This is a genomic window from Streptomyces venezuelae ATCC 10712, assembly GCF_008639165.1.
In the GTDB taxonomy this organism is placed as follows: Bacteria; Actinomycetota; Actinomycetes; order Streptomycetales; family Streptomycetaceae; genus Streptomyces; species Streptomyces venezuelae.
The window spans coordinates 2,282,835-2,299,749 of the sequence record NZ_CP029197.1 but is presented as its reverse complement, the minus strand read 5'-3'; the positions used below and the strand labels follow the sequence as shown (position 1 = coordinate 2,299,749).

42 protein-coding genes are annotated in these 16,915 nt (G+C 70.3%); 1 reads left to right on the top strand and 41 read right to left on the bottom strand.

What is annotated here, in order from left to right; genetic code table 11:
- From DEJ43_RS10435 to DEJ43_RS10245, 41 genes are all read right to left on the bottom strand, one after another.
- Entirely contained in the window at window positions 1-231 is a 231-nt protein-coding gene (locus DEJ43_RS10435; protein ID WP_041662333.1) for a hypothetical protein, read from the bottom strand.
- On the bottom strand, window positions 228-845 hold the full coding sequence (locus tag DEJ43_RS10430) for an acyl-CoA synthetase family protein (RefSeq protein WP_015033311.1): 618 nt from the start codon (window positions 843-845) through the stop codon (window positions 228-230). The genes DEJ43_RS10435 and DEJ43_RS10430 overlap by 4 nt, the downstream gene beginning before the upstream one ends.
- Before the next feature lie 39 nt (window positions 846-884).
- The gene (locus tag DEJ43_RS10425) at window positions 885-1,142 is read right to left on the bottom strand and encodes a hypothetical protein (protein ID WP_015033310.1); all 258 of its coding nucleotides are present in this window, start codon (window positions 1,140-1,142) and stop codon (window positions 885-887) included.
- Window positions 1,143-1,392: 250 nt separating this feature from the next.
- Window positions 1,393-1,572, bottom strand: coding sequence for a hypothetical protein (locus DEJ43_RS10415; RefSeq protein WP_041662332.1), 180 nt, complete (start codon window positions 1,570-1,572; stop codon window positions 1,393-1,395).
- Window positions 1,573-1,646: 74 nt separating this feature from the next.
- On the bottom strand, window positions 1,647-2,150 hold the full coding sequence (locus DEJ43_RS10410) for a hypothetical protein (protein WP_015033308.1): 504 nt from the start codon (window positions 2,148-2,150) through the stop codon (window positions 1,647-1,649).
- Window positions 2,147-2,317: a hypothetical protein gene (locus tag DEJ43_RS37380; protein ID WP_158506254.1), complete on the bottom strand. Its 171-nt coding sequence runs from the start codon at window positions 2,315-2,317 to the stop codon at window positions 2,147-2,149. Before DEJ43_RS37380 ends, DEJ43_RS10410 begins: the two co-directional genes overlap by 4 nt.
- Window positions 2,314-2,517, bottom strand: a complete 204-nt coding sequence (locus tag DEJ43_RS10405) for a hypothetical protein (protein ID WP_015033307.1) — start codon at window positions 2,515-2,517, stop codon at window positions 2,314-2,316. The genes DEJ43_RS37380 and DEJ43_RS10405 overlap by 4 nt, the downstream gene beginning before the upstream one ends.
- Entirely contained in the window at window positions 2,514-2,831 is a 318-nt protein-coding gene (locus tag DEJ43_RS10400) for a hypothetical protein (RefSeq protein WP_015033306.1), read from the bottom strand. The genes DEJ43_RS10405 and DEJ43_RS10400 overlap by 4 nt, the downstream gene beginning before the upstream one ends.
- Window positions 2,828-3,601 carry a hypothetical protein gene (locus DEJ43_RS10395; protein ID WP_015033305.1) on the bottom strand — a complete coding sequence of 258 codons (774 nt, stop codon included), beginning with the start codon at window positions 3,599-3,601 and terminating at the stop codon, window positions 2,828-2,830. Before DEJ43_RS10395 ends, DEJ43_RS10400 begins: the two co-directional genes overlap by 4 nt.
- A gap of 58 nt (window positions 3,602-3,659) precedes the next feature.
- The gene (locus DEJ43_RS10390) at window positions 3,660-4,025 is read right to left on the bottom strand and encodes a hypothetical protein (protein ID WP_015033304.1); all 366 of its coding nucleotides are present in this window, start codon (window positions 4,023-4,025) and stop codon (window positions 3,660-3,662) included.
- An 82-nt stretch (window positions 4,026-4,107) separates the two neighbouring features.
- Window positions 4,108-4,398 (bottom strand): hypothetical protein, encoded by a 291-nt coding sequence (locus tag DEJ43_RS10385; RefSeq protein ID WP_015033303.1) that lies wholly within the window; start codon window positions 4,396-4,398, stop codon window positions 4,108-4,110.
- A gap of 25 nt (window positions 4,399-4,423) precedes the next feature.
- The gene (locus DEJ43_RS10380) at window positions 4,424-4,642 is read right to left on the bottom strand and encodes a hypothetical protein (RefSeq protein WP_015033302.1); all 219 of its coding nucleotides are present in this window, start codon (window positions 4,640-4,642) and stop codon (window positions 4,424-4,426) included.
- Complete coding sequence (locus tag DEJ43_RS10375) at window positions 4,639-5,058, bottom strand: P-loop NTPase family protein (RefSeq protein ID WP_051025861.1); 420 nt, start codon at window positions 5,056-5,058, stop codon at window positions 4,639-4,641. The genes DEJ43_RS10380 and DEJ43_RS10375 overlap by 4 nt, the downstream gene beginning before the upstream one ends.
- Window positions 4,952-5,269: a hypothetical protein gene (locus DEJ43_RS10370; protein WP_015033300.1), complete on the bottom strand. Its 318-nt coding sequence runs from the start codon at window positions 5,267-5,269 to the stop codon at window positions 4,952-4,954. The genes DEJ43_RS10375 and DEJ43_RS10370 overlap by 107 nt, the downstream gene beginning before the upstream one ends.
- A 77-nt stretch (window positions 5,270-5,346) precedes the next feature.
- Complete coding sequence (locus DEJ43_RS10365) at window positions 5,347-5,598, bottom strand: hypothetical protein (protein WP_015033299.1); 252 nt, start codon at window positions 5,596-5,598, stop codon at window positions 5,347-5,349.
- A 122-nt stretch (window positions 5,599-5,720) separates the two neighbouring features.
- Complete coding sequence (locus DEJ43_RS10360) at window positions 5,721-5,972, bottom strand: hypothetical protein (protein ID WP_015033298.1); 252 nt, start codon at window positions 5,970-5,972, stop codon at window positions 5,721-5,723.
- Window positions 5,969-6,277 carry a zinc finger domain-containing protein gene (locus tag DEJ43_RS10355; protein ID WP_015033297.1) on the bottom strand — a complete coding sequence of 103 codons (309 nt, stop codon included), beginning with the start codon at window positions 6,275-6,277 and terminating at the stop codon, window positions 5,969-5,971. Before DEJ43_RS10355 ends, DEJ43_RS10360 begins: the two co-directional genes overlap by 4 nt.
- Window positions 6,274-6,612 (bottom strand): hypothetical protein, encoded by a 339-nt coding sequence (locus DEJ43_RS10350; RefSeq protein WP_015033296.1) that lies wholly within the window; start codon window positions 6,610-6,612, stop codon window positions 6,274-6,276. The genes DEJ43_RS10355 and DEJ43_RS10350 overlap by 4 nt, the downstream gene beginning before the upstream one ends.
- Window positions 6,605-6,889: a hypothetical protein gene (locus tag DEJ43_RS10345; RefSeq protein ID WP_015033295.1), complete on the bottom strand. Its 285-nt coding sequence runs from the start codon at window positions 6,887-6,889 to the stop codon at window positions 6,605-6,607. The genes DEJ43_RS10350 and DEJ43_RS10345 overlap by 8 nt, the downstream gene beginning before the upstream one ends.
- On the bottom strand, window positions 6,886-7,623 hold the full coding sequence (locus DEJ43_RS10340; RefSeq protein ID WP_015033294.1) for an ATP-binding protein: 738 nt from the start codon (window positions 7,621-7,623) through the stop codon (window positions 6,886-6,888). The genes DEJ43_RS10345 and DEJ43_RS10340 overlap by 4 nt, the downstream gene beginning before the upstream one ends.
- 2 nt (window positions 7,624-7,625) lie before the next feature.
- Window positions 7,626-8,489: a hypothetical protein gene (locus DEJ43_RS10335; protein ID WP_015033293.1), complete on the bottom strand. Its 864-nt coding sequence runs from the start codon at window positions 8,487-8,489 to the stop codon at window positions 7,626-7,628.
- Window positions 8,490-8,526: 37 nt separating this feature from the next.
- Window positions 8,527-8,943: a hypothetical protein gene (locus DEJ43_RS10330; protein WP_015033292.1), complete on the bottom strand. Its 417-nt coding sequence runs from the start codon at window positions 8,941-8,943 to the stop codon at window positions 8,527-8,529.
- Window positions 8,940-9,326: a WhiB family transcriptional regulator gene (locus DEJ43_RS38765; RefSeq protein ID WP_015033291.1), complete on the bottom strand. Its 387-nt coding sequence runs from the start codon at window positions 9,324-9,326 to the stop codon at window positions 8,940-8,942. The genes DEJ43_RS10330 and DEJ43_RS38765 overlap by 4 nt, the downstream gene beginning before the upstream one ends.
- Window positions 9,323-9,496 (bottom strand): hypothetical protein, encoded by a 174-nt coding sequence (locus tag DEJ43_RS38045; protein ID WP_233447936.1) that lies wholly within the window; start codon window positions 9,494-9,496, stop codon window positions 9,323-9,325. The genes DEJ43_RS38765 and DEJ43_RS38045 overlap by 4 nt, the downstream gene beginning before the upstream one ends.
- Window positions 9,493-9,864 (bottom strand): hypothetical protein, encoded by a 372-nt coding sequence (locus tag DEJ43_RS10320; RefSeq protein ID WP_015033290.1) that lies wholly within the window; start codon window positions 9,862-9,864, stop codon window positions 9,493-9,495. Before DEJ43_RS10320 ends, DEJ43_RS38045 begins: the two co-directional genes overlap by 4 nt.
- Window positions 9,865-9,892: 28 nt before the next feature.
- Window positions 9,893-10,861: an AAA family ATPase gene (locus DEJ43_RS10315; RefSeq protein WP_015033289.1), complete on the bottom strand. Its 969-nt coding sequence runs from the start codon at window positions 10,859-10,861 to the stop codon at window positions 9,893-9,895.
- Complete coding sequence (locus DEJ43_RS10310; RefSeq protein ID WP_015033288.1) at window positions 10,858-11,697, bottom strand: PD-(D/E)XK nuclease-like domain-containing protein; 840 nt, start codon at window positions 11,695-11,697, stop codon at window positions 10,858-10,860. Before DEJ43_RS10310 ends, DEJ43_RS10315 begins: the two co-directional genes overlap by 4 nt.
- A 91-nt stretch (window positions 11,698-11,788) precedes the next feature.
- Complete coding sequence (locus DEJ43_RS10305) at window positions 11,789-12,034, bottom strand: hypothetical protein (RefSeq protein ID WP_015033287.1); 246 nt, start codon at window positions 12,032-12,034, stop codon at window positions 11,789-11,791.
- Window positions 12,035-12,140: 106 nt separating this feature from the next.
- Window positions 12,141-12,629, bottom strand: a complete 489-nt coding sequence (locus DEJ43_RS10300; RefSeq protein ID WP_015033286.1) for a hypothetical protein — start codon at window positions 12,627-12,629, stop codon at window positions 12,141-12,143.
- A 62-nt stretch (window positions 12,630-12,691) separates the two neighbouring features.
- Entirely contained in the window at window positions 12,692-12,871 is a 180-nt protein-coding gene (locus DEJ43_RS10295) for a hypothetical protein (protein ID WP_015033285.1), read from the bottom strand.
- An 85-nt stretch (window positions 12,872-12,956) separates the two neighbouring features.
- On the bottom strand, window positions 12,957-13,160 hold the full coding sequence (locus tag DEJ43_RS10290; RefSeq protein WP_015033284.1) for a hypothetical protein: 204 nt from the start codon (window positions 13,158-13,160) through the stop codon (window positions 12,957-12,959).
- The gene (locus tag DEJ43_RS10285) at window positions 13,157-13,345 is read right to left on the bottom strand and encodes a hypothetical protein (protein WP_145953696.1); all 189 of its coding nucleotides are present in this window, start codon (window positions 13,343-13,345) and stop codon (window positions 13,157-13,159) included. Before DEJ43_RS10285 ends, DEJ43_RS10290 begins: the two co-directional genes overlap by 4 nt.
- 20 nt (window positions 13,346-13,365) lie before the next feature.
- Window positions 13,366-13,875 (bottom strand): hypothetical protein, encoded by a 510-nt coding sequence (locus tag DEJ43_RS10280; RefSeq protein WP_015033282.1) that lies wholly within the window; start codon window positions 13,873-13,875, stop codon window positions 13,366-13,368.
- The gene (locus DEJ43_RS10275; RefSeq protein WP_015033281.1) at window positions 13,872-14,522 is read right to left on the bottom strand and encodes a hypothetical protein; all 651 of its coding nucleotides are present in this window, start codon (window positions 14,520-14,522) and stop codon (window positions 13,872-13,874) included. Before DEJ43_RS10275 ends, DEJ43_RS10280 begins: the two co-directional genes overlap by 4 nt.
- Window positions 14,519-14,716, bottom strand: coding sequence for a hypothetical protein (locus DEJ43_RS10270; protein WP_015033280.1), 198 nt, complete (start codon window positions 14,714-14,716; stop codon window positions 14,519-14,521). The genes DEJ43_RS10275 and DEJ43_RS10270 overlap by 4 nt, the downstream gene beginning before the upstream one ends.
- On the bottom strand, window positions 14,713-14,874 hold the full coding sequence (locus DEJ43_RS37375) for a hypothetical protein (protein WP_158506253.1): 162 nt from the start codon (window positions 14,872-14,874) through the stop codon (window positions 14,713-14,715). The genes DEJ43_RS10270 and DEJ43_RS37375 overlap by 4 nt, the downstream gene beginning before the upstream one ends.
- Entirely contained in the window at window positions 14,871-15,119 is a 249-nt protein-coding gene (locus DEJ43_RS10265) for a hypothetical protein (RefSeq protein WP_015033279.1), read from the bottom strand. Before DEJ43_RS10265 ends, DEJ43_RS37375 begins: the two co-directional genes overlap by 4 nt.
- Window positions 15,116-15,331 carry a hypothetical protein gene (locus DEJ43_RS10260; RefSeq protein WP_015033278.1) on the bottom strand — a complete coding sequence of 72 codons (216 nt, stop codon included), beginning with the start codon at window positions 15,329-15,331 and terminating at the stop codon, window positions 15,116-15,118. The genes DEJ43_RS10265 and DEJ43_RS10260 overlap by 4 nt, the downstream gene beginning before the upstream one ends.
- The gene (locus tag DEJ43_RS10255) at window positions 15,328-15,543 is read right to left on the bottom strand and encodes a hypothetical protein (protein ID WP_015033277.1); all 216 of its coding nucleotides are present in this window, start codon (window positions 15,541-15,543) and stop codon (window positions 15,328-15,330) included. Before DEJ43_RS10255 ends, DEJ43_RS10260 begins: the two co-directional genes overlap by 4 nt.
- Window positions 15,544-15,640: 97 nt before the next feature.
- The gene (locus tag DEJ43_RS10250) at window positions 15,641-15,958 is read right to left on the bottom strand and encodes a hypothetical protein (protein WP_015033276.1); all 318 of its coding nucleotides are present in this window, start codon (window positions 15,956-15,958) and stop codon (window positions 15,641-15,643) included.
- On the bottom strand, window positions 15,955-16,164 hold the full coding sequence (locus DEJ43_RS10245; protein ID WP_015033275.1) for a helix-turn-helix domain-containing protein: 210 nt from the start codon (window positions 16,162-16,164) through the stop codon (window positions 15,955-15,957). The genes DEJ43_RS10250 and DEJ43_RS10245 overlap by 4 nt, the downstream gene beginning before the upstream one ends.
- 213 nt (window positions 16,165-16,377) lie before the next feature.
- Here DEJ43_RS10245 and DEJ43_RS10240 point away from each other — a divergent pair, with 213 nt between their 5' ends.
- Window positions 16,378-16,881: a helix-turn-helix domain-containing protein gene (locus DEJ43_RS10240; protein ID WP_015033274.1), complete on the top strand. Its 504-nt coding sequence runs from the start codon at window positions 16,378-16,380 to the stop codon at window positions 16,879-16,881.
- The last annotated feature ends 34 nt before the right edge of the window (window positions 16,882-16,915 follow it).

Below are 16,915 nucleotides of genomic sequence, written 5' to 3'. Positions count from 1 at the left end.
TCACCGGGTTTGCATGATGGCTCGGCATGCGATGGTGTCGGCTTCGGTGTCGATGGCTGCTGCGGTGGTGAGGAGGTCGCAGTCGGGGTTACCGCCGTGTTCGCGGCAGCCTCTCGCGATGGCGCGGAGAAGTAGGGCGACGTCGGAGGCCTTGATCCAGGCGCGACCGTTGCGGTCGGTCCGTATCGGGATCGTGTTGCAGACGCGTTCGATCGGCCGTCGGTCGTTCACGCCGCGGCCCGCCTGTCCGCCAACGGCAGTCGCAGCACTTCGCTGTGTCCGTACTCGGCGCCGCATCGGGGGCAGGTTTCGCCGCGGGTGTCGAGGGTGATGCGGAGGGTCTGCTCGCAGGGGCAGGTGACGGCGATGCGGCGGGGCGCGGTCTCGCCGGTGACGGTGCGGCTGAGCATGCGCCAGATCGAGGCGATCTCGTCGGCTGCTTCGTCGATCGCCGGATGCTGGGCGGCGGCGCGGGAGAGGTTGAACCGCAGCGTCCGGCAGGCGTGGGTGACCCTGTCGGTGGCGGTGCCGGCCTCGTTGACCTCGGCGTATCCGGCTTCCTCCCAGTCACGCACCCAGGTTTCCAGCGGTGCGAGGATGGGGCCGCGTTCGGTCTGCATGTCGAGGATGCCGATGCGGAGCGGGGCAGGCGCAGTCTTGCTGCCGGAGACAGTCGGGCCGCTGCTGCTGCCGCGGGCGAGGTGCTGGTCGAGCTGGACGAACAGGCCGGGGATAGCTCCGAGATGAACAGCCACCCGGTCCTCGCAGTGGTTGCACAGGTAGCGGCCGGCCTCGTGGTCGCGGAGCTCGCGGCGGCAGCGGAGGCAGGTGTCGAGGTCGTTCACGGCGGTCTCCTTGCAGCGGTGCTGGTGCGGGCGGGGCGGTCAGGCGGGGGTGTCGGACTGCTCGCCCTGGACGGCAAGTACAGCGGCGACGATGGCCTGTTTGCCGTCGGCGGGGAGCCAGTAGCCGGCGGCGTTGAGGGCGGTGGAGATGGTGTCGAGGAGGACGGCGCGGGGGTCAGCGTCCTGAGCGGCCGTCTGCGGGCCTGGCGTCGCGCCGACGTCGCGGACTGCCTTCTCGCCTCGTTCGGCCGCCTCGCGGGCGCTCAGGCCCCCTGGCGGGGTCGAGTTGGGGTTCACGCTGCCTCCCCTTGCGTCTCGGCGGGGATCAGTCCCCGCTTCCGGGCCACACGGACCGCTGCTGGCCGGCGATCGCTTCGTTCCATCCAGGCGACGTCCAGTCGGCGGTACGCCTCGGAGAGTCGAGCGGCGACCTGCTCGCGGGTTGTTCCGAGCCGCTGGGCCACAACGGTGAGGGTGGAGCCGTCGGCGGCTGCGGTGAGGACTTCGGCTTGGCGGCGGGTCAGAGGCTGTCGTGCGGGTCCACTCATCACAGGCTCCTGATGACGTTGACGACGCGGCGGTGGGGTATCTGGGGCCGGGTGCAGGGCCGGCCGTGGTCGGTGGGTACGGACCGGGCCCAGCGGCGGGGCTGGCGGTGGGTGCCGGCTTTGGCGTCGGCTTCGTGTTCCCAGCCGTCGGGCCAGAGGGGTGGCTGTTCGACGATCACGGCAGTCCTTCCTGAGCTGGGTGGGGCGCGCCGCGGGTAGCGCGCCCCAGGGTTTGTCAGGGGTTTGTGGGTGGTCAGGTGGTGGTCGGCCCGGTGGTGTGCGCGTCGATGGCGGCGCGGATGGCGCTGGCGAAGTTGCTGTAGCTGATGTCGGAGCCCTCCCAGTCGGCGAGGACGGCGCGGACGGCGTCGAGGGCGGCCTCGGCCCGCTCGGCACGCTGCTGCTGCTCCAGTGCCTGGCGCTTCCATGGGTCGCGGTTGGCGACGTGGCGGAGGACGCCTTCGCCAAGGGCTTGGGCTCGGTCCCGGGCGCTGTTCCAGCAGAACCTGTAGCGGTCCCTCTCGGCCTCGGCCCGCTCGGCGCGGAGGTTCTGCGTGGCGGCTTCGGCAGCCCACGTGTCCCGGGCAGCTTCGGCGCCTCGGTAGCGGTCGGCGAGGTGGTCGACGGCCCGCTCGGCCTTCTCGGCGCGGGTGACGGCGTCGGTGGCTTCCTGCTGGGCGGCGAGGAGCTGTTCGCGGGTCCAGGCGAGGTCGTCGTCGACGGTGTGCCGGGTCTGAGTGGGCTCGGGCTGGGTCATCGCCGTCCGGCCTTCCAGCAGTCGGGGCACAGGTCGCGACCGCCGGCGCGCTGCCGCCAGGCCCGGTTGAGGCGGCGGACGTCGGCGATGGTGTGGGCGTCGGGGTGGGTGGCGGTGTTGGTGCAGCCGGGGGTGGAGCAGTGGATGGTGGGCGTGGGCTGAGTCATCGGTTGGCCTTCCGGGCGAGGGCCCGCTCACAGGCCGCGCAGGTGACGGGGGTGGTGTCGGGCAGCCACTGGTGAGGTGCCTTGGGGTCGAGCCAGATGAGGCAGGCGGTGTTGTGGCCGCCGGCGAGGATGGAGCGGGCGGCGTGGACGGGGTCTGTTCCGGCGTGCTTGGCGCGGAGCGGGTGGGCGGGGGTGGTCACTGGGCTTCTCCGTTCAGGGCGCGGGCCACCGCGAGGGCCCAGGGGTTGATGACGCCTTCGTCGTCGCCATCGGCCTGGTCGTCGAGGAGGTCGGCGAGAGCCGTGCCGACGCCGGGGTGCATGAGAGCGATGTACGTGGCGTTGGCGCTGGGGTTGGCTTGGAGGGGCCAGACCTCGGCCATCTCCTCACGGCCGGCGGTCTCGACGTTGTCCCACTGGTTCACATGCCAGGGCGCGGGGCTGGTCGTGCTGGTGTAATCGCGCAGCTTCTCGGCGGCGGCCCGGAGTTCGTCGGCGGGGCTGGGCTGGGTCATCGGGTTTCGTCCTCCACGACGGCGCGGGTGGTGGTCTCGCAGATGATCCGCATGGGCCTGGTGCCGACCTTCGCGCGGAGGCGCGTGCGCTGCTGTCGGGTGGCGACGAGGGTGTCGAAGATGGCGGTGATCTGGGTCCACCCGTCGGTGGAGTGGACCTCGACGGCGTAGCCGGTGGTGGGCGGGTGGGCTTCGGTGGCCGGCTGGTTGTCGTCCAGCCCGGCAGCGGGGGCGGCTTCGGAGTAGTCGGGTGCGATGCCGAGAATCGCGGCCGGGTCCATCGGGGGCTGCTTCGGCCGGTTCGGGTTGGTGAGGCAGGTGTCCGGATCGATGCCGTCGCAGTTGCCGCAGCAGTGCGCGGTGTCCTTTGAGGCGGCTTTGGGGTCGGCCTCGCTGTCCATGGCTGCCTCAAAGACACCCGGGTCCGGCTGCTGTCCGCTGGCCTGGTGGGCGGCGTCCTGGATCCCGGCGGAGAGCATGAACTGCAGCAGCAACGGGCCGAGGGTCTCGCCTCCCGCACTGCCTTCCTGAGCGAGCCAGCAGTCGGTGTAGCCGCGCATGGTGAACTCGCCGCCCTTCCAGCCCGTGAAGGTGGTTCCGAGGGCGCTGCGGGCGTCGGCCAGCATGTCGGCGACGCTCACGTTGGTGGCGGGCTCGAAAGCCAGCTCTTCGTAGTAGCCGCGGTAGGAGTGCGGGTTGGTGAAGCCGTGCGGGAGGACGAGGGTGGGGTCGGCCGCGTCGAGGGTGGTGATGAGTTCGTCGAGGGTCACGTGGTGGCTCCTTGGGTGGGCCGGGCCGTGGTGTGCGGCCCGGCAGCAGGGCGGGGGGTCAGGCGGCGGGCTGGAGCGCGTCGAGAAGCGGCTCCCACGTGGCACGCATGGTCTGAGCGCACTCGGTCAGCCACGCGTGGATAGCCGACTCGTCGACTTCGGTAACGGGCATCTCCACCGAGCACAGCCACGCTTTGCGCTGGAGGACGAAGAACAGCAGCAGCGTCTCTTCGCCCTCCCACTCGTAGTGGCCGGGCTTGCGCCAGTCCCAGCGGATGAGCAGGTTCTGGTCCCGGTCTCCGCGGTAGAAGAGCGTCTCCTCGGTGAAGTCCGTCCACGAGGCGAACAGCGTGTGCTGGCCGCTCTTGAAGTAGTTGCCTTCCTGGCAGTAGTACGGGTGGTCGATCTCCCAGAGGTGGGCCATGGGTGTTGCTCCTTCGGTGGGTAGGGTCGAGGTGTCCAGACCGCCCCGCTTGGTTGCGACGAGCGGGGCGGTCTGCGGCATGTCAGGCGCCGGGTCGGGTGGGCACCGCGGCGTAGTCGAAGGTCTCGGCGTGGGCGGGTGCCGGCTCGAAGCGGGCCATGGGGTGCGGCTCGTCAGCCTGCTGCGGCCACAGGGACACCCGCAGCGGCCCGAAGTAGTTGTGCGCCAGGCGGGTTTCCTGGGCGATGTCGATGGCGATGGCCTCGGTGGGGGCGTTGCGGCGGGCCGGGGCCCATCCGCCGCTGAGGGCACGACGGTCGGGGGCGGTGTCGTCGTTGCGTTCGACGAGGTAGGTGTACATGGCGATGATCACGGGGTTCTCCTGGGTGTGGTGGCGGTCAGCGGGCGGGGGTGATGGTCCAACCGGACGAGGCGAGGTAGAGGGCGGCGCGTTCGGCGCGGGCGTGGCCGGTTTCGCCGAGGCGGTCGGCGTCGTCGAGGGCGGCCTCGATGTCGGCGACGGCGGCGGCGGGGATGGCGAGCTGTCCGGGGACGGGGGTGACGGGCGGCTGGTCGAGGAGGGCGCGGGTGGCGGCCAGCCGCCGGGCCGGCGTCACGCGGCGCCTCGGCGGCGGCGGTCGGTGCCGGTCATGGCGACGACGGTGGTGTCCTCCGACAGCCGGGACACGATCCGCTCGCCGAGGGCGGTGGTGAGGTCCGGACCGAGCGGACGGCCCTGCTCGTCGAGGACGGCACGAGCGGGAAGGTTCGAGGTGTAGATGGTCGGTCGGCAGGCGTTGTACCGCTCGTTGACCAGCCGGTAGGTGACCTCCTCGGTCCACTCGGTGGCCTTGGCGGAGCCGAGGTCGTCGAGGAGGAGGAGCGGGACGCGGGCGAGGCGGCGGCGTAGGGGAGGGCGTGGCGGTTCATGCGGGCCGCCCGGTGGTGAGGAGGAGGTGGGTGCGGGCGGCGGCCTCGGTGATGGTGTCGGCGCCGAGGGGCTGCGGGTCGGGGACGTGGTCGGCGCGGCCAAGTCCCCAGTCGATGCCGGCCCGCTCGGTCCATCCGATAACGAGCTGCTCGCCCGGGTCGGCGTCGAGGGTGCGCATCGTGGTGGGGGTGAGGTTGATGACGATGGCGGACTCGTGGCAGTCGGTCACCTTGTGGCCGCGGGCCTCGATGGCGGTGGTGAGGGCCTGGACCCAGGTGTCGGGCATCTCGTCGGTGATGGGCAGGTCGGTCATGGTGTGGCTCCTTCGGTGGGTAGGGTCGAGGTGTCCAGACCGCCCCGCACTTCGACCGCGGGGCGTTCTGCGGCATGTCAGGCCGTGGGCGAAGCGGGCGGGAAGACCTCGTCCAGCACGGCACGGATCTCGTCCGCGTCCCGCTGCGTCAGCTCCACCGTCCGCAGGTTCCGGGACCGGCCGAGGTACTTGGGACCCATCAGCCGGTAGCCGTGGCCGTGGTTCTCGTCGCGCATGGCGTTGATGCTGATCTGGTAGATCGGGAACTCGCGGTCGCTGGTAGCGGAGTCCAGGGTGATGGTGGCCTTGCGGGTGGGCTGGTCGGTCATGTCGGGTCTCCGGGGTGTGGGTTCCGTTGCAGCGTCGGGGCGAGGCGGCAACGGAACGGGCGGGTTCGTTGCCCGGTGGGGGCCGCCCGGGTGCGGGGGCGGCCCCAGAGGGACGGGCAGGATCAGGTGGCGCGGAGGGCTTCAAGGAGCGTGGCCCGGTTGGCGGCCTGCTGTGCGGGCGAGGTCGGCATGCGGTCGGGCCGGTAGTCGCGGACCTGCCCGGTGGGGACTTCCTCGGCGTACAGGCGGTCGATGGCGGCGAGGGCGCGGCGGTTCTCGTTGGCGGTGCTGCGGCCGCAGTTGAGGCGGTGGGCGATGGAGGCGTCGGTGTGGCCGTCGCGGACGAGGGCGGCGATGTCGGGGCGGATCTTCACGCGGCCGTCTCCTCGGCTACGAGGTAGCGCCGGGCGTGGACCTGGTCGGGGAGCGGGATGCCTTCGGTGTGGCAGGGGGTGCCGGGGGCGACCTGGCAGTGGGGGCAGACGGCGGTGGTCTCGGCCCAAGCGGAGCGGCGGGCGGGGTGGATGTCGGGGAGGGGGTGGCCGGTGGCCTTGACGCGGCAGGGCCGGTGCGGGGCGGCGTCGCAGTGGGGGCAGGCGACGGAGCGGGCGGGGTGCTGGCCGGCGCGCATGAAGTGGCGGAGTTCGGCGGGCATCGGTGCGTTGCGGCGGATGGTCACTGGTCCTCCTTCTGGGTGGGCGGGGTGCAGCCGGTGCAGCCGCAGGTCTGGCCTTGGTCCATGAGCTCGGGGTGGTTGGTGGTGGTGAGCCACTGGCGGTACTCGTCGAGGGCTCGGGTCCAGTCGGCTGCGGTGTGCCGTGAGGGCGTCTGGCTGACGGGCGTGGCGTTGGTGGGCCAGGCGCCGGGCGGCCGGCCCGTGGGACGCCTGGGGGCGGGGATGACGGGCTGCTCGCGGCGGGCGCGTCCGGCCCGGAGCTGTTCCCGGAGGAAGCTGGACAGGTCGCCCTCGCGTCGCATGGCCGCGATGTCCTCGGGGGTGAAGTCGTCAGGCACCAGGTGCCTCCGGGAGGTCGAGGCATTCGCCGTCCGGAGGCCGCCAAACCGCGTCGAGGAGGCGGGCGATGATGCGTCGGGCGGTCTCCTCGACTGTGCCTTCGCCGTAGCCGGGGAAGGCCGCAGGGTTCTTGGCTCGGGCTTCACGGACGGCGAGGAGTGCCTCGACGTGGGGAACGATCCATCCCTCGGCGATCTCGATGCCGCTCTTGCCGCTGGCGTATCCCAGCTGGGCAATGGCGCAGACGACGTCTGCCATGCGCGCGTTGTCGCTCATGCGGCACCCCGCCGCCGGCTGGGTCCGTCCATCGGGACGATGCGGGTGATCTCCCGAAGCCGGTCCGCAATCCGCTCGCCGAGCTTCTCAATGAGGTCGGGCCCCTGCTTGACGCCCTTCTGGTCGCGCGAGTCGGCCGGCAGGTTGCTGGTGATGAGCGTCGGCAGCGACTCGTTGTACCGCTCGTTGAGGAGCCGGTAGGTGGCTTCCTCGGTGAACTCGCTGACCTTCTCGGTGCCGAGGTCATCGATCAGCAGGAGCGGGATCTTCTTGAGCCGCTTCACTTCGTACTCGGTGCCGCGCTCGCTGCCGCCGGGGCGCATCAGGGCGTACATGTCGGGCGCGGTGGTGGCGATGACTTCGTAGCGGTCGGGGCCGGCGTCGGCGATGCGCCGGAAGGCGCCGTAGGACTCGTGGGTCTTGCCGGTGCCGAACGTGCCGGTGAGGAGCAGGAAGCCGGCGCTGCGCGGGTCGGCGGCGACCTTGTCGGCCCACTGCTGGAGTGCGGGGTGGGTGCAGGTGGCGTGCTGGTAGCGGTACGGGGTGACTGCCGCCCATCGCTTGAGGTTCCATTCGGCGCGTCGGCGCCGGTGGTACTCGGGGTGGCCGGGCTCGTCTTCGGCGGGGGTGTTGTCGATGGGGCCGGGGTCGATCTGGTCGAGGCCGCGGGCTGCGAGTGCGCGCTGGAGGCGGTCGGTGATGTTGCCGCCGAACGCGGGGCTGGGTTCGGGCATGGTCAGAATCCGTTCGCGTAGACGGAGGTGTCGGCGGGCGGTTCGAAGGGCTTGTGGCGCTGGCTGCCGACGGCGTGGAGGCGGGGGCGCTCGGTGCCGGGGGCGGGGGTGGGCGGGAGTTCCCCCCAGCCCTTGAGGAAGTAGTTGGCCGACTCGACGGAGGTTCGAGAGGCGGCCTTCACGGCGTGGTCGACCATCGCGGGGACGCCGGACTTCTGGATGAGCGCGAGAACGGGGAACCAGCTGTTGCCCTTGAAGGGCCAGCGGACGTAGATGCCGGCTGCGGTGATGCCGTCGACGAGTGGGCGGGCGGCTTCTGGGATGCCGTGGCCGAGTGCGTCGGGCTGGCTCTCCTGCTTGCTAGCTAGAGGGGTAGTAGTTGAGGGGTTAAGAGGGGTAGGGGTCCCGGATTCCGGGACACTGACGTCCCGGATTTCCTGACACTGAGACGCGTCAGTGTCCGCATTTCCGGGACGCTGACCGTTCGCGTCAGTGTCAGGGATTCCGGGACTCTGAGGGGCTTCAGTGTCAGCGTTTTCGGGACGCTGAGGGGTGGTCTCAGTGTCAGGAAATCCCTGACACTGAGGGCCGGGGAACTTGGAAATCTGGTATTTGGCGGTGCCGTTCTTCTGGCCTGCCGTGAGCTTCGCCAGGACCCCCTTGGCGGTCAGCGACTTGAGGACGGCGTACAGCTGCGAACGGCTGAGTTTGGCGCCGCGGAGGACCTCGGGGCGCTCGACGCTGTTCCACGTCACGCGGGTCTCGTCGTTGGCGTCCTCGGCCAGGACGACGAGGAGGAGCTTCTCCCTGTGCGTCAGGGCCAGGGGTGCGCTGGTGAGCACCTCGACGATCAGACGGATTCCCACGGTGTCTTCTCTCGATCATGGCTGGCGGGTGGGTGGTCTAGGCGGCGGTCTGCTGCCGCTTGGCGGCCCGACGCTGCCTGGCCGCGTCTCGGGCGCCTGTGCGGCAGCGGAGGCAGCGGCAGCCCTTCGTGTAGCCGGAGCGGCCGTGGCTGGCGTTGCCGATGTCCAGGGGCGCGGTCTCGACGGAAGAGCTGGGTACGACCCAACCGTTCTTCGCCCAGGCCTGGACGGTGGAGAGGCTGAGGCCGATGCGTCTGCTGATCTCCGCCTGGGGGACGTCGCGGGCCTGGAGCCTGCGGCCGGCCTCGGCCTTCTCGGCGTCGGTGAGGTCGGCGTTGCCGCCGTTGACGACTCGCTCCACGGCGATCAGGTCGAGGCCGTCGGCGAAGGTGAGGGTGGTGGAGATGGCGATGTGCTCGCGCGCTCCGTGCCCCACCCGGATCCCGGGGATCATGCCGCCTCCCCGAGGTCGGATCGCCGCTGACTGGCGACGCGCCACACGGTGCGGGTACTGCATCCGACGATGTCGGCGACGGTGTCGGCGGGCAGGCCGCGCTTGACGAGGTGGACGATCTGCCCATGAGTTGTCTGCTGGGGCGCTGTGGGGTCGGCCGCGCGATAGCGGTCCCGACCGGTCTGTCCGGCCCAGGTTCCGACGCGCTGGTCCCGGGAGAAGCCCTCCTCCAGGAGCTGGGTGTGGGCCTCGCAGTCCAGCTTGACGGGGCAGGCGTGGCAGACCTTCCGGGCTTCTGCGACGTTCCCGCTGTCGGGAAAGAAGAGCTCGGGGTCTGTCTGGGCGCAGGAGGCCTGTTCCATCCAGTCGAAGTTGCGGGTCACTGTCCGGTCTCCTTCCGGTCGGGTGTGCGTGCGGGGAGGACCCAGAGGGCCTGGCAGGTGTGGAGGTCTCGTGCGGCTCGCCATCGGCGGAGGTCGTCGAGGATGCGGATGGCGGCGAGCTCTCGGAGGCAGTTGCGTTCCGGGCGGCGCCGGAAGTCCTGGAAGCTCATGCCGCCGGCCTCTGCTGGGTGCGTGTGCGGCGCTGCTCGGCTATCAGCAGGCCCTTGACGGACAATCGCCACAGGGCGATGGGGTGGCCGTGTGTGGCCGGCGACGTCGAGGGCACGTACTGGCCGGTGTGCTGCAGGATGCCGCCCTGCCGGAGGGCGTTGATCGCGGCGCCGAGGAAGCCGTGGCCCAACTCGGGCAGGACGTCTCGCAGCTGGTTGCAGCTGAACGTGTCGTGCTCGGCGCCGTAGACGAGGACGGCCTGCATGACGAGGAACTGGGACCAGCCGGACTGCTCGGAGATGCGGTCGAGGAGGATGTCCTTCTCCTCGGAGGCGAGCTGCTCGGCAACGGTGAGACGGCGGGCCATGACGATGTCCTTCCGGTCGAGGTTGGGGTTACTGCGCTGCCTTGAGCGCGAGTCCGCGCTCCTTGATGTAGGCGCCGAGGCTGGTGGGCTGGCCGGTCTCGGGGTGCATGAGCGGGGTGGCGAGGGCGCTGGCCGCTTCGATCTCGCGGTACAGGGCGAGGAGGCTGTCCGCAGTGGCGGTGGCGGAACTGGCGTGGTCGACCCAGGCGGTGGTGTCGATGTCCTTGGCGCCGGCGCGCAGCCAGTCGAGGTACGGCTTGGCGATGTCGCGGGCGCCGTCGGGCTTGTCGATCTCGCGGCCGTTGAACACGGGGCAGCGGGACTTGATGAACCGCATCGTGTTCGCCCGGTTCAGTTCGGCGGCGACCCCGAACTCGAACTCGATTCCCTGCCGCTGCTCGGCGAGCATCCCCTTGCTGACCGGGGTCTTGCTGCCGTTCTCCAGGACCATCTTGATCGAGGACCTCATGGTCGCGACCACGTGTCCGGGGTAGGACATGAGGGCTTCGACCATTTCGTCCTGGATCTCGCCGCCGTCCTTCCAGGCCGCGAACGTGTTGCCGCGGTACTTGCTGTCGGCGACCTGCGAGACCTGGTCGAGGGTGCCGTCCGCGCCCTTCCAGAAGTGGGTGAGGGAGTCGACCATGACGACCGGGTAGCCGGCCTGGACGGCGACGGCGAGCGCCTTGACGAGGCCGCGAGGGTTGTACCGGCGCATGGGGAGGACGTCGTAGGGGGCGCCGACCTCGTTGACGTAGAGGCCGGAGGCGCCACGTTCGGTGTCGACGACGGCGAACCGTTCCCCTTCGGCGAAGCCCGCGGCGGCGTGCAGTCCGGTCCACGTCTTGCCCGATCCGGAGGGCCCCTGGATGGAGAGCCGGGCGTAGTGGCCGTCCTTGCTGGCGGGCCGGAAGGTGGCCGGCCCGTCGTCGTACTCGTCGACGGCCGGGGCCTGCGGGGCCTGTGCTCGGCGGACGGGCGGGGGGAGCTGGCTCACGAGTTCTCCTCGATGTACTTGCGCTCGAACCAGGGCGGGAGCGAGACGTGCAGGGTGGTGAGGCTGTAGCCCGGCCACTCGCCTGTGGCCTGGCAGTCGCGGTAGATGTCGATGGCCTCGCGGTTCATCTCGTCGCCGATGACGCGGGCCGGGAAGTCGATCTCGACGACCTGCACCAGGTACGGCGGCTCCTTCTCCTGCATCACGAACTTGAAGGCGCCGTGCGGCGGGATGAGGCCGAGTTCGATGGCCACTCGCCGGTAGTGCGGGTCTTGCTGGAAGTAGCCGTGCTGGTAGATGGCCTTCTGGATGGCGTCGGGATGGACGGACCGGGCGCTCTTGTAGTCGACGATCTCCTCGTCGCGGAGCCAGTCGAAGCGAGTCCGGAGCCAGGTGCCGTGCTCGTCGGGCCAGAAGGCGGACTGCTCGGCGATCCCGCTGCCGGGGGTGAAGAGTTCGGAGGCTTCGGTGTGGCGGGCGAGGACTTCGGCCATGTCGTCGATCCGCTGCTTGGCCTCGGGCTTGAGGGGCACGTTGCCGGCGGCGCGGATCTCGGCGACCTTCGCCTTGGTCTCCTTGGTGTCCCAGCGGGCGGCGTCGACGACGATCAGTTCGGGCCCGTCGCCGAGGACGACGGTGTGGGCGGCGGTGCCGAACTCGTAGGCGGGCTTGTAGGGCTCGGGGTTGTCGAGGTGGTGCTTGAACCGGGCGGGGCAGTCGGTGAGGCGCCGGATGCCGGTGGAGGAGAGGCTGCCGCCGGGGACGGGGTCCTGGTGGTACAGCTCGGCGGGGATGTCGTACAGGCCGGGCTCGACCTCGCCCCCGGCGGCGGTCACTGGGTCACCTTCTTCTCGACGCAGTCCTCGCAGCGGACGCCCTTCGGGGTGCGGACGAACGGGCCAGCGGTGTCGCCGCACGGGCAGGTGATCATGCGGCCACCTCGCCGGGGTTCGCGACGGCGGTGAGGCGGGCGACGCCGTCGGGGTCGCCCTTGATGGCGACGACGGCGGCCACGTACTCGGGGAAGCCGAGAGCGAGCTTGTCGCGGTTGGCCGGGTCGGCCATGTCGATGGTCGTGATGAGCTGCTCGGTGAAGCCGCCGGCCTGGTAGCCGCCGCGGCCGTAGTGGAACAGGACGTGGTTCGCGACTTCCAGGGTGATGGCGTGGTCCATGAAGGGCTCCTGAGGGTGTGAGGAACCAGGCCCGCCCCGGAACGGGGGGATAGGGCGGGCCTGGTCGGCGCGGAGCTGGGGGCTCGACGCGCCGGTCTGGAGGGGGCTAGGCGGCGTAGTGCTCGGGGTGCACGATCCGCATGACCTTGCCGAAGGCCTCGTTGAACGTGTCGGTGCCGAGGCCAGCGAACTTCGACGACTGGGCCATGGCCGAGATGATGGCGAGCCCGTCGGTGGTGTCGCCCTGGTGGTAGGTGGCCGCGGCCTGGATGTCGGCGTCGGTGTACGTCGCCGGCAGCTGCGGCATGTGGCGCTCGGGGAGGGTGGCGCTGGCCTCGTAGCTGATGAGGAACCGCAGCTCGTCGAGGGAGGCAGCGACGGTTTCGTCGCCGCGGATGTCGTCGGCGGACCGGGTCCAGTCCGTGAAGCCAGCGATGAGGCGGGCCGTGTCCTCGGCGTGCTGCTGGTCGCGGCAGTAGGCGAGGGCGAGTCCGGAGTGGTGGGTGAGCCGCCACTCGGTCTGGCCGGGGATCTGGTACGCGAGGAGGCCCGGGGCGGGCTCGATGGCGTCGACGGTGGGGCGGGTGCTGATCACGGGTTCTCCTTGGTGGCTTGTGCGCCGGGCCGGCGGGTCGGTTCACCGCGGGGCCCGGCGAGCTAGGCGGCGGCGCGGGGGCCAGTGATGGGGAGGAGCATCTGCGCCTGGTAGCTGGCGGAGACTTCGGGGAACTTGTGGACGGCGACGAGGTGGTCGGTCATGTCCTCGGCGGCCCGGGAACCGAACGCGGCCACGCGGTGGTCGCAGTGGGGCGCCGGGCAGCGCAGGTAGGCACTCACGAGGGCTCCTTGGAGAGGTGGCGCCCGAGCGCGAGCAGGGCGAGGGATGCGGCGGTGATGGCGGCGAGCTGCAGCCAGACCCGGGTCATGCGGCGTCCTCCGGCCCCAGAACCCGTGTGGCCCACGTGTCGAGGTCTTCGATGTGGCCAGCGGCGAGCGAGGCGGCGTAGTCGGGGTCGACGACACGAAGGGCTCGGAGGAGCGGGCCGCCGACCGTCTGCCGGACCGGGGCGGGCGCGGCGTCCAGGTCGCACAGGAGGGCGGACACGATCGCCGTCTGCGGGGTCATGAGGCGGACTCGGCTGCGGCCAGCTCCGCGTTGGCCTCGTCCATGAACCGCTCGAAGCGCTCACGCGTGCAGCCGGGCTTCGGGCAAGGCCACGGGTCCACGACCATGAAGACGTTGTCGCTGATCGGGCCCATGACCAGGACGCCGTGCGGGCAGTACGTGCCCCGCTCGTTCGGCGTAGGCATTCCCGGGTTGTCGAAGTAGGTCACGACGCCACCGCCTGCCGGACGTAGAAGCTGCCGTCGGCACGCCGGATGATCATGTCGCCGAACCGGGCGACCACCCGGTCTGCATAGTTCGAGCCGATCCGCAGTCCGGTGACGGCGAGCTTCCCATCGACGGGCTCCCAGTAGGGCTTCGCGAAGACGCCGAGCTTGTCGAGCCAGTTGTCGAACCGGGTCAGGTTGTCGACGGTCAACGTGTGGGCAAGGAGCTCGCCGTCGCCGAGCGGACTGTCGTGGTCGATGTCGACGTGCTCAAGGCTGATGCCGCCGGCGTAGCCGTGGACGGACACGACAGGCTCTCCGCATCCGAGAGACCAGGCCGGGGTGCGGGTCGTGGTGACGAGCCTCTCGAAGAGGCTGGGCGTGTTGTCCTCGGGGCGCGTCAGCGGGTAGGCGACGACACGGGTGCCCACAGGGTGGACTGCGTTGAAGGTGTCGGCCAGCCGCTGGCCCTTGGCCTTGAGTGCTTCACGCTTGGCGTGGGAGCTCATGCCGACACCGCCCCGGTCTTGCGGGCCGCGCCGTACAGCTCGATGCCGTACCGGATGGCGTAGCAGGACCACAGGAAGGCCGGCGAGAACTCGGTCAGGCGCCACTCAGACCAGTCGTCGAAGGCGTAGGGGTAGTCGCCGGGCTTGGCGTCCTTCGGCCGGAAGGAGAAGTCGTGCAGCGCCCGGTTGGCTTCCTCGCGGTACTCCAGGTTGTACTCCGGCCACTCCCCGAAGAAGTGCTCCTGGACCGCCTCCCGCAGACCGGCCACCGGGGAGCCCTGCTCCCACTGCTGGACCGTGTCCTCGATCTCCTTCTTGAGGAGTTCCTCGGAGAACGCCTCGATCTGGTCCCGGCCGGCGGTGACCTTCTCCTGCCAGTAGCTGGGGTTGATCTCGCCGGGGAAGGACGTGCGACGGAACAGGTCGAACATGTCCTCAGTGGCGTCGATGCTGAACGTGAACGTCCAGCCGCCGCGGATGACGAGGTTGTACGGCCAGGTGATCAGGTCGTAGCCGTAGGAGCTGCCGTTGCCAGGGGTTCGGAAGCGGAGGTGGCGGTAGAGGCCGTCCTCGTGCAGGACGGTCACCTGGTGGCCGGCTGTGGCGCTCTTGAAGTAGTCGGCGGCCTCGGCGTACTTGTTGCTCATGCGGCCTTCCCAGGGGTCCAGTCGGGGTACGTGTCGGCGGTGGAGCAGCGGTCGCCGTGCTCGCAGGCGAGGCGGGCGAACGCGGCGTCGAGGGCGTCCATCTGGTGGGCCTGCTCGGCGAGACAGCCGGGGCGGAGAGCCGCCAGCAGTTCGGCGAGCGGTACGTCCAGGCGGGCGTTGTCGGCGGCGGTCATGCCGGCACCTCGGCATCGGTCCCGTAGCTGTGGCCGGGGCACCAGACGTGCGGCTGATCGGCCCACTCGTGGGGGTCGTGGTAGTCGCTGTAGCCGCACTGCCCACCCGTGGGTTCCGGCAGGTCGTCGCGTCGCGTCGGTTCCTGGCGGGCGTTCATGCCGCGCTCCCGGGGGTGACGGCGAGCTTGGGGTTGTACTTGGCGAGCGTCTTGTTCGCGCGGGCCAGTTCGGCGAGGGCGTACTCGCGGGCCTCGGCGTACTCCGGCTTCCGGCAGAGGCTGATGACGTAGGCCTGGTTCGTCGCCTTGATCTCGGCGTCCAGCACGTGCTCGGGGACCTGCCGGCCGATCATCACGGCCACCGCGTCGGGGACGGGCACCTGGGTGGAGGGGAGGGCGATCACCGGGCCACCTCCGTCCAGACGGTGGAGTCGAGGTGGCGCTCGTACACGAGGGCGTGCGGGCCCTCCGCGGCGGCGGCCTTCGTGATGGCCTTGCGGCTCGCTCCGGTACGGACGATCAGGGCGTTCGGGCCGTCGACGTCGACGAACGGGATCGCGACGCCATACTCGCGGCGGGCGGGGACGGGGACACTCGTGAGGTCGCGGGTGTTCACAGGGAGACCGCCTCGGTGCGCATGTCGAGGATCAGGCCGAGCTGCTTGTGCTCGAGGCGGTTGAGGCGGCCGATCGCCCTACGGCGGTCGGCGGCGGCCTCGGTGGCCGCGCGACAGCGGCCGCAGTGCTTCTCGTGGGCGGCCTGGGCGGCGTCCCGGTACTTGGAGGTGAGCCCGGCGCTAACCGGGTGGGAGTTAACGTTGCTGGACACGGGGTCCTCTTCTCTCTCGCAGGTGATTGCGGTGGAGGGGTGGATCTCGGAGGGCCGGTCGTCGGGTGTAGGAGCCCGGCGTCGGCCCGCATAGCCGCTAGGCGGCGAGGGGAGCGACGAGCGTCCTCGCGTGCTCGGCGCGGATCGACATGGGGCTGAAGGTGATCCGGCCGCCGTCGTTGTGGTGGAAGACCTGGCGCTTGTAGCACTTCTCCCGGAGGACCCGGGCGCTCCTGTACGGCAGGAGCTTCTCCTTGACGACGTACTCGGCGTCCCAGCGGATGAGGTCCGCCTTCTCGGCTGCCTCCACCGCGGCGAGGTCCGTGGTCGAGGCGGCTTCCACGCTGACAAGGTGCTTGGACTTGGCGGCTCGCGTGGCCTTCCGTGCCTTGTTCTGCACCGGCTGGGCGGTCACGTCTTCTCCTCCTGGGTGATGGCCGCGGGCTTCACCTGAAGCGCGTCGGCGATGGTTCGGACCCGGTGGTCCGCCGACCTGCGAATCTGCCCACGTTCCATGCGGGACAGGTATCCGCGGTCGAATCCGGTCAGCTGCTGGAGGGTGCGCAGGCTCATGTTCTGGGCCCTGCGTACCCGCCTTATCGCGGGTCCGTCTGGCGTCACACCCAGAATGTACGCACAGCCTCCCTACGTGCGCAAGCAAGCTGCCTACATTCAATGCATGGATTCTATGCGTGACACGCAGTGACAGGCCCGCTCGACGCATATGCCAGTGCGCCCCCTGCAACCGCCGGTGCTTGAAATGTCTACTTAAGTGCAGGTCAAGGCGTGGGATGTGGGCTTCGCGGTTGCATGGACTTAGGGCATCATGACCACATGGACCTGGACTGGACCCGCCTCGGAAAGGCACTGCGAGACGCTCGCAGGGCCGCCGCCGTCTCCCTGACGCAGGAAGAGATGGCGGAAGAGATCGGCGTCGGCCGCTCTGTCATCCAGCTCATCGAGGCCGGCAACGAGTACAAGAAGCCCACTCCCAGCATCCGCGCCTACGCGACCCGCGTCGGCTGGGCGGAGGGATCCGTTGAAGCCGTCCTCGCCGGAGGTGAGCCCACCTTCAAGGAGATTGCCGCGCCCGCGCCGGAAACTGGCCCTCCGGTCGACGCGGGGCTGCCGCTGCGGATCGTCCACGAACTCAAGGGCAAGGGTGACCTGCTCGACACCGCGGTCATCCCGCTTGGCGACGACGCCAGCATGGTCGTCGTCGTGAAAGGCAAGCCGGGGGCCAGTCTGGCGGAGATCGAGCGCAGTCTCGAAGCCTGGCGGAAGGCGCAGGGGCAGCTGCTCGAGATCGACTATCGGGACGAACCGGACCCCTCGTAGCAGGAGTTGAGATCGCTTTTTGCAATCCATCCAC

Bases quoted from the DNA above. Each gene is read 5' to 3' on its own strand.
- DEJ43_RS10305 (WP_015033287.1), bottom strand. From the start codon at position 12,034: ATGGACCACGCCATCACCCTGGAAGTCGCGAACCACGTCCTGTTCCAC.
- DEJ43_RS10275 (WP_015033281.1), bottom strand. From the start codon at position 14,522: ATGAGCAACAAGTACGCCGAGGCCGCCGACTACTTCAAGAGCGCCACA.
- DEJ43_RS10280 (WP_015033282.1), bottom strand. From the start codon at position 13,875: ATGAGCTCCCACGCCAAGCGTGAAGCACTCAAGGCCAAGGGCCAGCGG.
- DEJ43_RS10330 (WP_015033292.1), bottom strand. From the start codon at position 8,943: ATGATCCCCGGGATCCGGGTGGGGCACGGAGCGCGCGAGCACATCGCC.
- DEJ43_RS10345 (WP_015033295.1), bottom strand. From the start codon at position 6,889: ATGAGCGACAACGCGCGCATGGCAGACGTCGTCTGCGCCATTGCCCAG.
- DEJ43_RS10320 (WP_015033290.1), bottom strand. From the start codon at position 9,864: ATGGCCCGCCGTCTCACCGTTGCCGAGCAGCTCGCCTCCGAGGAGAAG.
- DEJ43_RS10390 (WP_015033304.1), bottom strand. From the start codon at position 4,025: ATGGCCCACCTCTGGGAGATCGACCACCCGTACTACTGCCAGGAAGGC.
- DEJ43_RS10270 (WP_015033280.1), bottom strand. From the start codon at position 14,716: ATGACCGCCGCCGACAACGCCCGCCTGGACGTACCGCTCGCCGAACTG.
- DEJ43_RS10240 (WP_015033274.1), top strand. From the start codon at position 16,378: ATGGACCTGGACTGGACCCGCCTCGGAAAGGCACTGCGAGACGCTCGC.
- DEJ43_RS10285 (WP_145953696.1), bottom strand. From the start codon at position 13,345: ATGCCTACGCCGAACGAGCGGGGCACGTACTGCCCGCACGGCGTCCTG.
- DEJ43_RS10370 (WP_015033300.1), bottom strand. From the start codon at position 5,269: ATGACCGACCTGCCCATCACCGACGAGATGCCCGACACCTGGGTCCAG.
- DEJ43_RS10290 (WP_015033284.1), bottom strand. From the start codon at position 13,160: ATGACCCCGCAGACGGCGATCGTGTCCGCCCTCCTGTGCGACCTGGAC.
- DEJ43_RS10410 (WP_015033308.1), bottom strand. From the start codon at position 2,150: ATGACCCAGCCCGAGCCCACTCAGACCCGGCACACCGTCGACGACGAC.
- DEJ43_RS10365 (WP_015033299.1), bottom strand. From the start codon at position 5,598: ATGACCGACCAGCCCACCCGCAAGGCCACCATCACCCTGGACTCCGCT.
- DEJ43_RS37380 (WP_158506254.1), bottom strand. From the start codon at position 2,317: ATGACTCAGCCCACGCCCACCATCCACTGCTCCACCCCCGGCTGCACC.
- DEJ43_RS37375 (WP_158506253.1), bottom strand. From the start codon at position 14,874: ATGAACGCCCGCCAGGAACCGACGCGACGCGACGACCTGCCGGAACCC.
- DEJ43_RS10340 (WP_015033294.1), bottom strand. From the start codon at position 7,623: ATGCCCGAACCCAGCCCCGCGTTCGGCGGCAACATCACCGACCGCCTC.
- DEJ43_RS38045 (WP_233447936.1), bottom strand. From the start codon at position 9,496: ATGAGCTTCCAGGACTTCCGGCGCCGCCCGGAACGCAACTGCCTCCGA.
- DEJ43_RS10400 (WP_015033306.1), bottom strand. From the start codon at position 2,831: ATGACCCAGCCCAGCCCCGCCGACGAACTCCGGGCCGCCGCCGAGAAG.